This is a genomic window from Curtobacterium sp. Leaf183 (assembly GCF_001424385.1).
Taxonomy (GTDB): Bacteria; Actinomycetota; Actinomycetes; order Actinomycetales; family Microbacteriaceae; genus Curtobacterium.
The window spans coordinates 618,084-631,343 of record NZ_LMPO01000001.1 but is presented as its reverse complement, the minus strand read 5'-3'; the positions used below and the strand labels follow the sequence as shown (position 1 = coordinate 631,343).

At 73.0% G+C, this 13,260-nt stretch carries 15 protein-coding genes; 7 read left to right on the top strand and 8 right to left on the bottom strand.

Annotation, left to right across the window (positions count from 1 at the left end):
• Positions 1 to 72: 72 nt before the first annotated feature.
• Entirely contained in the window at positions 73 to 648 is a 576-nt protein-coding gene (locus ASG04_RS02960; protein ID WP_056119912.1) for a TetR family transcriptional regulator, read from the top strand.
• A 76-nt stretch (positions 649 to 724) separates the two neighbouring features.
• On the opposite strand, the gene ASG04_RS02955 is transcribed toward ASG04_RS02960, so the two are convergent.
• Together ASG04_RS02955 and ASG04_RS02950 are read right to left on the bottom strand one after the other, a co-directional pair.
• A complete protein-coding gene (locus ASG04_RS02955) occupies positions 725 to 2,047 on the bottom strand; it encodes a fibronectin type III domain-containing protein (RefSeq protein ID WP_056119909.1) in 1,323 nt (440 codons plus the stop codon).
• A gap of 170 nt (positions 2,048 to 2,217) precedes the next feature.
• Positions 2,218 to 2,859 (bottom strand): GntR family transcriptional regulator, encoded by a 642-nt coding sequence (locus ASG04_RS02950; RefSeq protein ID WP_056119906.1) that lies wholly within the window; start codon positions 2,857 to 2,859, stop codon positions 2,218 to 2,220.
• Positions 2,860 to 2,977: 118 nt separating this feature from the next.
• Here ASG04_RS02950 and ASG04_RS02945 point away from each other — a divergent pair, with 118 nt between their 5' ends.
• Genes ASG04_RS02945 through ASG04_RS02935 form a run of 3 tightly spaced genes read left to right on the top strand, consistent with a single transcriptional unit; the run spans position 2,978 to position 5,800 of the window.
• Positions 2,978 to 3,685 carry a DUF969 domain-containing protein gene (locus ASG04_RS02945; RefSeq protein ID WP_056119903.1) on the top strand — a complete coding sequence of 236 codons (708 nt, stop codon included), beginning with the start codon at positions 2,978 to 2,980 and terminating at the stop codon, positions 3,683 to 3,685.
• On the top strand, positions 3,682 to 4,773 hold the full coding sequence (locus ASG04_RS02940; protein ID WP_056119902.1) for a DUF979 domain-containing protein: 1,092 nt from the start codon (positions 3,682 to 3,684) through the stop codon (positions 4,771 to 4,773). Before ASG04_RS02945 ends, ASG04_RS02940 begins: the two co-directional genes overlap by 4 nt.
• Entirely contained in the window at positions 4,760 to 5,800 is a 1,041-nt protein-coding gene (locus ASG04_RS02935) for a DUF2891 family protein (RefSeq protein ID WP_056119899.1), read from the top strand. The genes ASG04_RS02940 and ASG04_RS02935 overlap by 14 nt, the downstream gene beginning before the upstream one ends.
• Positions 5,801 to 5,995: 195 nt before the next feature.
• On the opposite strand, the gene ASG04_RS02930 is transcribed toward ASG04_RS02935, so the two are convergent.
• The 5 genes from ASG04_RS02930 to ASG04_RS02910 all read right to left on the bottom strand — a co-directional run bounded on the left by ASG04_RS02930 (position 5,996) and on the right by ASG04_RS02910 (position 10,198).
• Positions 5,996 to 6,301, bottom strand: coding sequence for a putative quinol monooxygenase (locus ASG04_RS02930; protein WP_056119896.1), 306 nt, complete (start codon positions 6,299 to 6,301; stop codon positions 5,996 to 5,998).
• 80 nt (positions 6,302 to 6,381) lie between these two features.
• Positions 6,382 to 7,272 (bottom strand): biotin-dependent carboxyltransferase family protein, encoded by an 891-nt coding sequence (locus ASG04_RS02925; RefSeq protein ID WP_056119893.1) that lies wholly within the window; start codon positions 7,270 to 7,272, stop codon positions 6,382 to 6,384.
• Entirely contained in the window at positions 7,269 to 7,982 is a 714-nt protein-coding gene (locus ASG04_RS02920) for a 5-oxoprolinase subunit B family protein (protein ID WP_056119889.1), read from the bottom strand. The genes ASG04_RS02925 and ASG04_RS02920 overlap by 4 nt, the downstream gene beginning before the upstream one ends.
• Positions 7,979 to 8,821: a LamB/YcsF family protein gene (locus tag ASG04_RS02915; protein WP_082517750.1), complete on the bottom strand. Its 843-nt coding sequence runs from the start codon at positions 8,819 to 8,821 to the stop codon at positions 7,979 to 7,981. The genes ASG04_RS02920 and ASG04_RS02915 overlap by 4 nt, the downstream gene beginning before the upstream one ends.
• 33 nt (positions 8,822 to 8,854) lie before the next feature.
• A complete protein-coding gene (locus ASG04_RS02910; protein WP_056119886.1) occupies positions 8,855 to 10,198 on the bottom strand; it encodes a flavin monoamine oxidase family protein in 1,344 nt (447 codons plus the stop codon).
• Positions 10,199 to 10,352: 154 nt separating this feature from the next.
• Between ASG04_RS02910 and ASG04_RS02905 the strand changes: the two genes are divergently transcribed.
• Positions 10,353 to 11,324, top strand: a complete 972-nt coding sequence (locus ASG04_RS02905) for an AraC family transcriptional regulator (RefSeq protein WP_056119883.1) — start codon at positions 10,353 to 10,355, stop codon at positions 11,322 to 11,324.
• 2 nt (positions 11,325 to 11,326) lie between these two features.
• On the opposite strand, the gene ASG04_RS02900 is transcribed toward ASG04_RS02905, so the two are convergent.
• Positions 11,327 to 11,956, bottom strand: coding sequence for a hypothetical protein (locus ASG04_RS02900; RefSeq protein WP_056119880.1), 630 nt, complete (start codon positions 11,954 to 11,956; stop codon positions 11,327 to 11,329).
• 101 nt (positions 11,957 to 12,057) lie between these two features.
• Here ASG04_RS02900 and ASG04_RS02895 point away from each other — a divergent pair, with 101 nt between their 5' ends.
• Positions 12,058 to 12,693, top strand: coding sequence for an MBL fold metallo-hydrolase (locus ASG04_RS02895; RefSeq protein WP_056119878.1), 636 nt, complete (start codon positions 12,058 to 12,060; stop codon positions 12,691 to 12,693).
• A 71-nt stretch (positions 12,694 to 12,764) separates the two neighbouring features.
• Complete coding sequence (locus ASG04_RS02890) at positions 12,765 to 13,250, top strand: hypothetical protein (RefSeq protein ID WP_156463489.1); 486 nt, start codon at positions 12,765 to 12,767, stop codon at positions 13,248 to 13,250.
• Positions 13,251 to 13,260: the final 10 nt, after the last annotated feature.

Here is a 13,260-nt window from a genome sequence, read left to right as displayed (position 1 = left end):
CCTGACGCATGACGGGAGGCCCGGTGCCAGCTGGCACCGGGCCTCCCGTCACAGCTCACTACTGTGGTGGCCATGGCCACCTTCACGCCGCCCGCCGCCGACGCCGTGCGCGCCCGCCTGCTGCTCGCGGCACGCGACGAGTTCGCAGCGGTCGGCCTCGCGAGTGCCCGGACCGAGCGCATCGGCGCCGCCGCCGCGAGCAACAAGGCGCAGCTCTTCCACTACTTCGGCAGCAAGGAAGGGCTGTTCGACGCCCTCGTCACCCGGACGGTGACCGAGACGCTCGCCGAGGTGCCCCTGGACGTCGACGACCTGCCCGGCTGGGCGGGACGGCTGCACGACGCCGCAGTTGCACGACCATGGATGCCGCGTCTGCTCACGTGGCACCGGCTGGAACGCGCGACCGAGGTGCCGTTGCCAGCGATCCTCACCCGCGACGCCGACCTGGTCGCCGCGGTCGAGCACGCCCAACGAGCCGGTGTGCTGCCCCGCTCGTACCGACCGGCCGTGCTGCTCGGGCTCGTCATGCACCTGGCCGTGTTCTGGAGCACCACCTCGGCCGAGTTCGACCCGCTGGTGCAGGCCGTCACCGCGCCCCGGCGTCGACAGGTCGTCGTCGACGCGGTCCGGTCGCTGCTCGGCACGTGACCGGTCAGCACGCAGAACGCCCCGCGGTCATGTGACGGCGGGGCGTTCCGCGTGCTGTGCTGCCGGGTGCTCGCGGTCAGGCGGCGAGCAGGCGGGTGAACTGGTTCACGGACAGCTGCTGCGCTGCCCCGCCACCGGCCGGCACCCGCCAGAGGCCCGGCGTGGCACCTCCGGGGATGTCGGCGAACAGGTCACCGGCGCTGTCGGTCACACCGAAGACCGGGCCACGGTCCTCCGCGGTGATGCCGGACACCGCGTGCGTGGTCGTCGTGGTGCCGGAGCGGACGAGCTCGTCGGAGAACGACCGGTCGATCGCGCACGGCGTCGGGTACTCGGCGGGGGCGGCGCACCACTGCTTCGACTCGACGAGCACGAAGCCGTCCTTGCTCAGCGCGCCGATCTCGAACGCGAGACGGTCCGCCAGCTTGGTCGGTTCCGTGACCCCGAGGGGCAGCAGGTACCAGGTGTTGTAGCCGGAGGCGCCGACGGTCCACGAGTGGATGTAGACGTCGTCGTCCGCCTCGAGGGCCATCGCGTCGGCGCGGCCGGACGGGAACGGGCCCGTGCCGTTCAGCGTGCGGGTCGTCACGACACCCGCCGCGGTCCGGACGGTGAGCACGTCACCCGACGAAGCGTGGCGGAACGTCGCGACGGCGCCCTTCGCGGAGACGGCCCACAGCGAGCCCGGGGTGCCGAGGCCCGGGACGACGGCGGGTGCGCCGCCCGTGGCCGGGAGTCGGGTGATCGCGCCGGAGACCGAGTCGACCCAGAACAGGTCGCCGGCGTCGTCCGTCCGCAGGTCCGGCGTGAGGTGCAGGCCGGTCGCGACGGTGCGTGCCGCCGAGCCGTCGCGCGGGTGCTCGACGATGCTGGTGCGGTCGGCCGAGGGGACGAAGACGTCACCCTGGTGGTCCGCGGTGTAGCCGGCCCCGTCCGGAGCGACCGTGACCGCGGTGGACGACCCGTCGGTGGGGAACCGGACGACGTTGCCCGCCGTGTCGAGCCCGAAGAGCGCGGAGGTGGTCGGCGTCGGCGCGGGACGCGTGTACATTGCGGTCACTGCCGGCCCGCGACCGTGGCTGTTCGTGGCCTTCACCGTGAACGTGTAGGTGACGCCGGGGGTCAGGTACCCGTAGCGGTCGGACCGAGCCGAGGCCGGGAGCCGGTCGACGCCCTTGTCCGGCTGCTGCTCGTAGGGCTTCATGGTGACGGTCCACCCGGTGATCGCAGCACTGCGACGCGGAGCGGACCAGGTGACGGTGGCGGCGTCCGCGGACCCGGACACGTGCACGTTCGTCGGTGCGCTGGGCACCGACTGCGTGGGAGCTGCTGCCGCCGGAGCGGCTGCTCCGAGGACGAGCGCCGCCGCGGTGGCGGCGACGACGACGACCCTGTTCATGGTTGGTTCCCCTCTGCCCGGACGCATCGGACGGCGGGCGGCTCATGCTGGCACCCGCAGAGTCAGCAGGGGAACACCTGGGAGAGTGGTGTGCGGTAACCCGCACCGCACGTTGCCCGTGTGCGGGAACCGGTGACCGCGGCGCGGGCCGGCACCGGTCCTCCAGTCCGTCAGTCCCGGGCGGCGGCCGAGCGCAGCGTCTGCTCCGCGTCGTCGAGGTAGTCGGCGAGCAGCGCCGATGCCGCGTCCCGGTCGCCCGTCCGGAGTGCGACGACGATGGCCTCGTTGCGGTCCACGAACCCGGCGTGGAACGTGGCGGGGTCGTCGGTCTCGAGGAACGCCAGGCGCATCTCCGCGAGCAGACCGTCCATCAGGCCCCAGATCCGCTCGCTCGGCACACCGCGCACGAGGGCCGCGTGGAACCGGATGTCGGCGGTGCCGACCATGTGCCAGTCGCCGTCGGCGGCTGCCGCGCGCGCGGCGCGGACGGCGCCGGCGGCCTCCGCGAGGGCGGGGGAGTCCGGCGTGGACGACCGGATCGCGGCCTCCTCGAGCACGCGGCGCGCGGCGTAGAGGTCGGCGACGTCGGCCCCGGAGAGGCGTCGGACGAAGACGCCGCGGTTGAAGACGTGCTCGACGAGCCGGTCGCGTGCGAGCAGGCGGAAGGCCTCGCGCAGCGTGTTCCGCGAGACGCCGAGCTGGTCGCTCAGGCGCTCCTCGGACAGCTGCGTCCCCGGTGCGAAGTCGCCGGACGCGATCATCGTGCGCAGTCGGGTCGCGGAGGACTCGGCGCCGCTGACGGTTCGGCTCATGCCCCGATCCTGACATGCCCGGGGGGCGGGTCCTCCACAGGGGGCTCGTGTGACCGGCGTGTTACAAGTCGCGGAAGGGCCTTGTGATTGTTGAACAATGCAGTCCAGACTGTCCCGCATGTTCGTCCTCATCGGCGTCGCCGTCGTCATCGTCGGCTTCGCACTGCGCGTCAACGCGCTGCTCGTCGTCACCGTCGCGGGGATCGTCACCGCGGCCATCGGCGGGATCGGTCCCGTCGGCATCCTCACCGCGTTCGGCGACGGCTTCGCCTCCAGCCGCAGCGTCACGACCTTCGCGCTCGTGCTGCCGGTCATCGGCCTGATCGAGCGCTACGGTCTGCAAGACCAGGCCAAGCGGCTCATCGCGAAGCTCGACAAGCTGACCACCGGGCGCCTGCTCGCCGGGTACCTCGCGATCCGGCAGGTCACCGCCGCCGTGGGCCTGACGAGCATCGGTGGCCCGGCCCAGACGGTGCGCCCGCTGGTGTACCCGATGGCCGAGGGCGCCGCCATCAAGAAGTACGGCCGCGTGGACGACCCGATGCGCGAGAAGATCAAGGGCTTCTCCGCGTCCTCCGACACCGTCGGCGTGTTCTTCGGTGAGGACGTCTTCGTCGCGGTCGGCTCGATCCTGCTCATCACGACCTTCGTCGACGCGACGTACGACCTGGCGCTCGAGCCGATCGACCTCGCGCTCTGGGCGATCCCGACGGGCATCGTCGCGCTGCTGGTCCACGGCACACGGCTGCTGCTGTTCGACCGCAAGCTCGACCGGATGGCAGCGGACATGCGCGGCGCCCCGACCACCACGGAGGTCGCAGCGTGATCACCAGCGAATGGCTCTACTGGCTCATCGGCGCGTTCTTCATCGCCGTCGCGGTCCTCATCGTCACGGACCGGGAGCACGCCAAGCGCCTCGGCAACGCGGCCTTCTGGGGCATCCTCGGCGTCTCCTTCTTCTACGGCACGTTCGTCGCCGCCAAGACCGCTCCGTCGTGGGTGCTCGGCATCGCGGTCCTGGTGATGGTGGCCCTCGCCGGCCTCGGCTTCACCGGCACCACGGCCAGGGGTGGCCGGCCGAGCCGCACCCGCGTCGCGAGCATCCCGGGCGCGGGCGTCGGCGCCGAGACCGGCCCGGCGGAACCCACCGGCGCGATGGCCCGCCAGTCGAGCGACAGCACGAGCGTGCTCGCGACCACCAGCCCGGATGAGCGCGCAGCCTCCGCAACGCGCTTCGGCAACCGGCTCTTCATCCCCGCACTGGTGGTCCCGGTGGTCGCCGTCCTGGTCGCCACGCTCGGCCCGCTCGTCCAGATCGGTGGCACGCCGTTGCTCGCCGAGGGCAGCGCGACCCTGACCGGACTCGGCATCGGATCGGTCCTGGCCGTGGTCGTCGCCGTGTTCGTCCTGCGCCCACCGAAGATCGCCACCCCCATCCGCGAGGGCGGCCGGCTGCTGCAGGCCATCGGCTGGGCAGCGCTGCTCCCGCAGATGCTCTCCACGCTCGGCATCGTGTTCACCCAGGCAGGGGTCGGCGACGCGGTCGGCACGATCATCAAGACGATCCTGCCGAGCGGTTCGCTGCTCGCCGCGGTCGTCGTCTACTGCCTCGGCATGGCGCTGTTCACCGTCATCATGGGCAACGCGTTCGCTGCGTTCCCGATCATGACCGCCGCGATCGGCTGGCCGGTCCTGGTGCAGGGCTTCGACGGCAACCCCGCAGCGATCTTCGCCATCGGCATGCTCGCCGGCTTCTGCGGCACCCTCGTGACCCCGATGGCGGCGAACTTCAACCTCGTCCCGGCCGCGCTGCTCGAGATGCGGGACAAGTACGGCCCGATCAAGGCCCAGATCCCGACGGCCGCCATCCTGCTCGTCGTCAACATGGGGGTCATGTACCTTGTCGCATTCTGATCTCGACCGCGCGGTCTGGGCCGAACGGTTCGCCGCGGTCGCCGCGGAGAACACCACCCGCGAGTACCCGTACGCGGCGCAGCACACGACGGTGAGTCCGGACGACCGGGCCCTGCCCGTCGAACTCCACCCGTCGTTCGCCACCTCGTACGACTGGCACTCGTCGGTCCACATGCACTGGCTCGCCGCGCGGTTGGTCGCGTCCAGGCTGGCACCCACCCTGGAGGCACGGCTCGTCCCCGTCCTGCAGGCCCACCTGCGCGCAGAGCACCTGGCCACCGAGGCGGCCTACCTCCGGCAGACCCCGCACTACGAGCGCCCGTACGGGTGGGCCTGGCTGATGAAGTTGGCGGCCGAGGTCACCGGGTCCGAAGCGCCGGCGATCCGCGCCCTCGCGCCGGGGTTCGTCCCCGTCGTCGACGTGCTCGAGGACCTCGTCACCCGCTGGGTCTCCGGCGCCGCACACCCCGTCCGGCACGGCGTGCACAGCAACTCCGCCTTCGGGCTGCTGCTCGTGCTCGACGCCGCACGCTCCCTGGGCCGTGACGAGCTCGCGGCGACGGTGTCCCAGGCTGCGCGCGACTGGTTCGGCGACGACGCCGGCTGGCCGTTCGCCTGGGAGCGCAGCGGGCACGACTTCCTGTCCGCCGGGTTCGCCGAGGCCGACCTGATGCGGGCCGTGCTGCCCGTGGCGGAGTTCGCACCGTGGGCCCGCGCGTTCTTCGCCGAGGTCGGTGCCGGCGACGCGGTCCTGACCCCGACCGTGGTGCGCGACGAGAACGACCCACAGCAGGTGCACCTGTTCGGGCTCGACCTGTCGCGTGCCGGTGCTGCCCGACGCATCGCGGACGCGCTGCGGTCAGCTGACCCGGCCGACGTCACGCTGGCGGACCTGCTCGGCGGCGCGGCCGACCGGCTGCTGGCGTCGGGGCTGCAGGCGAGCGTGGGCGAGGAGTACTACTCCACCCACTGGCTGGCGAGCTTCGCCTGGGACGCGATGGAGGCCCGGGAACACGACGCCCGCTGACGGTCGCGTCCGACGCTGACGGTCGGGTCCGACGCGGATGGTCGGGTCCGACGCTGACGTTCGGGTCGGACGCGGACGGTCGCGTCCGACGCGGACGGTCGCGTCCGCTGCGCTGGTTGACGAATCCGGTGGTGTCGACCCGGATCCCGTCGACCAGATTCGTCAACCACGCGGACGGAGATGCCTGCGGGTCCGCTACGCCAGCGTGATGCTCCGGTCGAAGGTGCGCGTGACGGGCGGCTCGGCCAGCACTGCTGCGAGTGCCTCGGCCCGGCCCTCCGAGGTGGCGCGCCAGGCGACGTATGCGTCGTGGTCAGCGGTGCTCGCCCACCGTTCGAGCACCACGAGGCGGGATGCGTCGGCGTCGTCGACCAGGACCTCGAGTGACTCGTTGCCGGGGAACTCCGCCGTCTGCGCGAGGGTCTCGCGGATCGCGGACTCGGTCGTCTCGGTCGACAGGTCGTCGCGCAAGCGGACCTCGAGGAACACTGTCATCGACATGGGGACACCTTCCGGTCGTGGTGCGTGACCCGATCAGGCCCCGCATTGCGAGCCAACTCGGGGAGACCCGCGCTTGTTCCTCACCGGAGCAGCCGGAAGCGGACGCGGTCTCCCGGGCGGAGCTGCGCTGCCCGGTCGACGGACGCCGGCGTCATGACCGCGACGACGGGGTAGCCGCCGGTGACCGGGTGGTCGGCGAGGAAGAGCACCGGGTGGCCGTCGGGTGGGACCTGCAGCGAGCCCAGCTCGACCCCCTCGCTCGGGAGTTCATGCGTGACGGCCCGGACGAGCGCGGTCTCGGCCGTGGTCCGGACGCCGACCCGGTCGCTGTCGGCGCTGACGTGGTGGTCCTGCTCGGTCAGGACGGACCGCCACGACGGGGTGAACCAGTCGTCGCGCGGGCCGGCGGTGACGTCGAGCACGACCGGTTCGCCCGGGGTCGGCCCGAGGGGCGGTGCGACGGCGTCGACGACCGGCCAGGACCATGCGTCGGCATCCGCCCCGATCGGCAGGACGTCACCGGCGGCAAGGGGTGCCGGGCCGAGCCGTGCGAGCGAGTCCCACGAGCGACTGCCCAGGACCGGTTCGACGGCGATCCCACCCCGGACGGCGACCACCGCGCGCAGCCCGCTCGGCGGCATCCCGATGCGCAGGGTGTCCCCGGGGGCGAGCAGCACGACCTCGTGCGAGGCTGCGCCGCGGACCCGGCCGTCCGCGTGCTCGACCTCGACCGGGCACGGTGCGCCGGTCACCGCAGCGACCACGTGCGCATCGGACCGCAGTGCGACGGAGCCGAGCAGGGCCTCCAGGACGGCGGCGTCGGGACGGTTGCCGACCATCCGGTTGGCCAGTGCCGCCGCACCGCGGTCAGCGGCGCCGGCCGCACCGAGGCCCATGTCGCTGAAGCCGGGGCGGCCTCGGTCCTGGGTGGTGACGCCGTAGCCCACGTGGACGACCGTCAGCGTGCTCATGGGTGCACTGCCACGAACCGGACCCGCGTGCCTGCGGGAGCGAGCGCCGGCGGGTCGCGGTCGAGTGACCACATCGGCACGTCGGTGCGCCCGATGAGCTGCCACCCGCCGGGAGACGTCCGCGGGTAGACGGCGCTGAACTCGCCGGCCATGGCCACCGCCCCGCTCGGGACGGCCGTCCGGGCGCTGGACCGTCGGGGCAGGTCGAGGGACGGCGCCGTGCCCGTCAGGTAGCTGAAGCCGGGCGCGAACCCGCAGAACGCGCTCGTCCAGACCTGACCGGTGTGCCAGGCGACGAGGTCGGACGTGGACATGCCGACGAGGGCGGCGACGGCGGCGAGGTCCTCACCGTCGTAGGTCACGGCGACGACGACGGGCTCGCTGGTGACGTCGGGCTGCACGGCGGCCCCGGGCTGCACGGCGGCCCCGGGCTGCAGGGCGGCCGCGGGTTCACCGGCGGCCCCGGGTTCACCGGCGACCGCGGGTTCGACGACGGCGGCGTCGAACGGGACCGCGTCGAGCGCCGCGGCGAGGCGTCCGGCGTCGGTGGTGGCGTCGAACCGGAACAGCAGCGAGCGGGCGCCGGACACGACCTCGGTCACGCCCGGCAGACCCCTGGGCAGCGCGGACCGGAAGGCGACGACCGCCGCGAGCGAGTCGAACGTGGCCAGCAGCGCGGCGCCGCCCGCCGGACGCAGGTCGAGCGTCACGGCACGACCGGCACGACCGGCACGACCGGCACGACCGGCGCGACCGGCACCGCGGGCGCGAACGGCGCGACCGGCGAAGCGGGGGCGAACGGCGCGATGCCGACGCCCTGAGCGGTCAGCAGCGTCCGGATCGCCCGCGCCATCGCGACCGCCGAGGGGGAGTCCCCGTGGACACACACCGACTCGGCGTGCACCCGGATCTCCGAACCGTCGATCGCCGTGGCCACCCCTTCCGTGACCATCCGGAGCACCCGGGCGGCGACCTGGTCCGGGTCGTGCAGCACCGAGCCCGCTGTGCTGCGCGACACGAGCGAGCCGTCGGGTTCGTACGCCCGGTCGGCGAAGGACTCGGAGACCGCACGGAGACCACGGCGGTCGGCCGCGTGCAGCAGCTCCGAGTCGGGCAGCGCCAGGACCGCGAGCGCCGGGTCCACGTCGGCGACCGCGCGGACGACGGCCTCGGCCTGGACCGGGTCGGCGCAGGCCGTGTTGTAGAGCGCTCCGTGGGGCTTGACGTAGGTGACGGCGGTCCCCGCGACCCGGGCGGCGGCGGTCATCGCGCCGAGCTGGTGGACGACGTCGGCGTACAGCTCGTCCGGCGTGACGTGGACCGGGCGTCGACCGAAGCCGGCGAGGTCGCGGTAGGCCACGTGTGCGCCGACGGCCACACCGCGGGCAGCGGCGGCGCGGGCGGTCGCGAGCATGATCACGGGGTCGCCGGCGTGGGCCCCGCAGGCGATGTTCGCGCTCGAGACGACGTCGAGCATCGCGGGGTCGTCGCCCATCGGCCAGGCACCGTAGCCCTCGCCGAGGTCGCTGTTCAGGTCGATCGTCGTCACGAGGGCTCCCTGTCGCCGAAGTTGTTCAACAATCTACCGAGGTGGCTCCGGGAACTCCAGTGCGACCGGGTGCCCGATCACCGCGCCGGCCGCGCGCTCGCCGGAGCGCATCGCCGCGGTGACCGTCGCCGGGTCGTCCGTCCAGGTGGCCTCGCCAGCCAGGTGCAGCACGCCGCCGCCGATCGGGACGGCCAGGTCGTCGTGGTCACTCGTGTGCGAGCCGGGGGTCATGTAGGCGTACGACCCCCGTGCGAACGGGTCGTCCTGCCACGCGGTGACGTGCACGCTCGTGGGCTCCGGGACCTCGGGCCCGAACAGTCGCCGCAGCTGCTCGAGCACCGACGCGGTCACCTGCTCGTCGCTCCACCCGCGGATGCCCAGTGCGGCGGGACCGGCGGCGAACGTCAGCAGGGTCGGCTCGTCGTCGAGCCGGGTCAGGTCGTACCAGGAGTGCCACCAGCGTCCCTCGGGGCCGAGCTGCCGGATGCCGTAGACGTCGGAGCCGTCGATCGGGGCCCAGAACCGCGTCGGGAAGCGCAGGACCACCTTCTCGAACGCGTTCATCCGGAGGCGGCCGAGCGCCGCCCGGTGTGCGTCGGGCAGGGGTGGCTCGATGACGAACGCACCGGACTGCAGGACCCCGACGGGCACCGTCACGACGACGGCGTCCGCGGCGAACGACGTCGCCCCGACCGACACGACCACGCCGGACCCCGACCACGCGACGCGCTCGACCACGTGGCCGAGCCGCACGTCGAGTCCCTCGGCCAGGTGCGTCGCGAGCCTGTCGTAGCCCTCGGGGAACACGACCTCGTCGCCGTCGATCGCGTCGTCGTCGAGCCCGTGCGCGGCGAGTCCCGCGATCGTGACCCCGTACTGCTCCTCGCTGCGGTGGGCGAGGTGCTCGCGGACCCGCTCGACACGGTCCGCGGGCCAGTCCTGCTGGGCGAGCGCCGCCTCGGTCACGTCGCGGTAGGTGGCGTCCGGTGCCGAGGCCGCGATCACCGGGACCAGTGCGGCGTCGACGGCGCGCACGTCCGCGACGAAGCGCCGGGTCGCCGCGGGGTCGAGCAGGCGGCCGTCGGGTCCGGCGTAGCTGATCGGCCGGCTGTCCGTCTGGTAGCCGCCGACGGTGAACTCGACCGTGGGCATGCCGAACGCGTGCGCCGCGGCCGCGACCGGGCTGCCGTCGACCCCGTGGATCCACGATGCGCCCAGGTCCGTGACCCGGCCGTCCCACCGGTCCGTCCAGACACGGCCACCGACCCGGTCGCGGGCCTCGAGCACGACGACGTGCTGACCGGATGCCGTCAGCAGTCGTGCGGCGGTCAGTCCGGCGATGCCAGCCCCGACCACGATGGTGTCGAACCGTTCCATGGCCGCAGTCAACACGACCGCACTTACGGTGACCGCCTGGAGGCCCGGTGCCGGCCCGACGGACCGGCACCGGGCCTCCAGGCGGTGCCGTCCCGACGGTCCACGAAACGCGGACAGCCTGGCGGATTCCCTGGTTGCCGAGGATGGTGGAAGGGTGCACGAGACGAGCCCACGACCCCCGACGACGGCGCTGGTCGCCGTCTCCGGGCAGGACACCGACTCGGCGATCACGTCACTCGCGGGCATGTACGCCGGCCGGACCTGGTACTCGTCCGCGCTGGACCAGCAGTACTGGTACAAGTACGTCGCGGTCGGCGACGACCAGCTGAGCGTCCGTCGCTCGCAGATGCACGGCTACCTGCGCGGGGACGTGGTGACGGAGGGCGAGGTCGTCGTGCAGTGGCTCGACCGCGGCACCGCCCGGGTCGACGTCGGACGCGACGAGGTCCGGATGGAACCGGGCGTCCCGACGCTGTTCCCGGTCGGACGACGCTTCCGGATGGAGTACCAGGACTGGGACCAGCGACTCGTGCACCTCGGACAGGACCTGGTGCGCACCGTGGCCGAGGAGGCGGGGCTGTCCGCCGTCGGTCCGCTCGCGTTCGACCACCGCGTCACGCCCGACGCCACGAGCATCGCGGCCTGGCGCACGGCCGTCGCCGGGGCGATGCGCGCACTGCACGCCGGCGGGGTCGGATCGCTCGCCTGGCACGAGGCGCAGCGCGAGGTCGCCCGTGCCCTGCTCCGGCTGTACCCGCTGCAGGCCGGGCCGCTCGCGGCCGAACCGTCGCAGCGCGCCGGTGCCCGGCTCCGGACCGCGCTCGAGTACCTCGAGGCACACGCCCACGAAGCGGTGACCGTCGGTGCGGTCGCCGATGCCGCCGGGTTGAGCATCCGAGGACTGCAGGACTCGTTCCAACGCTCGCTCGAGCAGACCCCGATGGCCTACCTCCGCGAACTGCGGCTGCAGCGCGCCCGCGATCAGCTGCTCCTCACCGGCCCGCGAGAGGCGTCGGTCGCCGACGTGGCGCGCGCCTGGGGCTTCACCCACATGGGGCGGTTCTCGGCGGAGTACGCCGCCCGGTTCGGGGAGTACCCGCGGCACACGCTGCGCCGCTCGTCCTGACCTCAGGCGAAGGACCGCAGCGCCGCGGCGTAGGCGTCGGGATCGGCACGGGTGAGCGTCGTGACGACGAGCGCGTGGTCGCCGACCCGGCGGGTGAACGCGCCCTGGCACGGCAGCTCGATGATCGTGGTCAGACCCGCGCGCCACGCGGGGAAGAGCGCGTCGAGGCTGGTGTGCTCTGGCTGGGCACGCAGCCGTCCGGGAGCCGTCCGCTCCTCGAACCGGGCGCTGTTCCATGCGTCACGACCCGGCGTGAACGCGTCGTCGCCGAACGTCTCCTCCAGCGAGGGGCCGATCAGCTGCGTGAGGAGCGTGTGCCGGCTGTCCTGGTCGAGCGTCGGGCTCGACAGGCGCTCGACCACGGTCGTGTCGCGGGGCAGCGCGGCGTGGCGCAGGCAGGCGTGCCACAGTCCCGGCCACGCAGCCGTCCACGCCGCGATCGGGGTGTCCGCCGTCGGGTGCTCGACGGCGGGCGTGTCGATCAGCAGCGGCGGCAGGTCGTCGCCCACGGGCTCGAGCTCCCACGCCTGCCGGACCCACAGCAGGTCGAGCAGTGCGTGCGAGTCGTCGGTGATCGTGATCACCATGTCGTGCGGCCACGGGTTGCCGGGCATCGGTTCCATCGACTGCATGTCATCCCCCACGTCGTCGAGCCCAGCGAACCACCCTGGGCAGGGCGTGGCAACGCCGCGGGCGGCACGTGCTCAGAGGACGAGGGCGCAGAATCGTGTGCATGGACCTCACGAAGTACACCCACGCCACCGTCGTGCTCACCAAGGACGACACCACCCTCGTGATCGACCCGGGCGCCTACACGCCGAACTCCGCGGACCTGGTCGCCCGCACCACCGCGGTCCTCGTCACGCACGACCACCTGGACCACCTCGACGCCGACGTGCTGACCGCCGCACTCGACGCCCGGCCCGAACTGCGCGTCTGGGCCCCGGCGAGCGTCACCGAGGCGCTCGGGGACCACGACGGTCGCGTCACGACCGTCGCACCCGGGGACACGTTCGACGCCGCGGGCTTCTCGGTGCAGGTCGTCGGCGGCGACCACGCGGTCATCCACGCGGACATCCCGCTCATGAGCAACGTCGGCTACGTCGTCGACGGCGCCGTGTACCACCCCGGCGACGCGTACTTCGTGCCCGAGGTCGCCGTCGAGACCCTGCTCGTCCCGACGTCGGGGCCGTGGGCGAAGCTCAGCGAGCTCGTCGACTTCGTCCGTGCCGTGCACCCGTCCCGCGCCGTGCAGATCCACGACCTGATGCTCAGCGACGCGGGCAAGGGTTCGTTCGCCCAGTTCGCACAGCAGCTCACGGGGACCGAGCTGGTGACGCTGGCGGACGGCGAGACCATCACGCTCTGACGCGACCATCCCCCGGACTGGAGGCGCGAGGCCGGTTGGCACCGCGCCTCCAGTCCTGCCATGGTGCAGTCATGAGCACGCAGGAATCACCGACCAGGACGGCAAGGCCAACGGCCGTCACGATCGCCGTGGCGATCTGGTGGGTGGTCTTCGCCGTCCACATCGCAGTGTCGGTGCCCGGTCTGGTCGGTGCGGTCCGCGAGGCCGGCGGCGCGCTGTTCGGTGCCCTGCTGGGGGTGGTGGTCGTCCTCGCGTGGTCGGCGCTGTTCGTCTGGCTCGCCTACCGGATGGGGCGCGGGGGGCCGAACGCGCGCATGTGGCTCGCGATCTTCGCGGGCCTGTCAGCGGTCTCGTTCGGCATCGCGCTCCTGACGGCACCGCCGACGTGGGGCGCCCTCGAGCCCGTCGCGCTCATCGTCGCCGCGGTGCTGAGCTACCTGCCGTCGGCGCGCGGGTGGTTCCCGAAGGCCGAGCGCCGTCCGCGCCGCGTCGAGCCGAAGACGCTCGGGTGGGACCCGGAGACCGGCGAACGGATCACCGAGGACACCGAGCGCTGACGGGGACGTC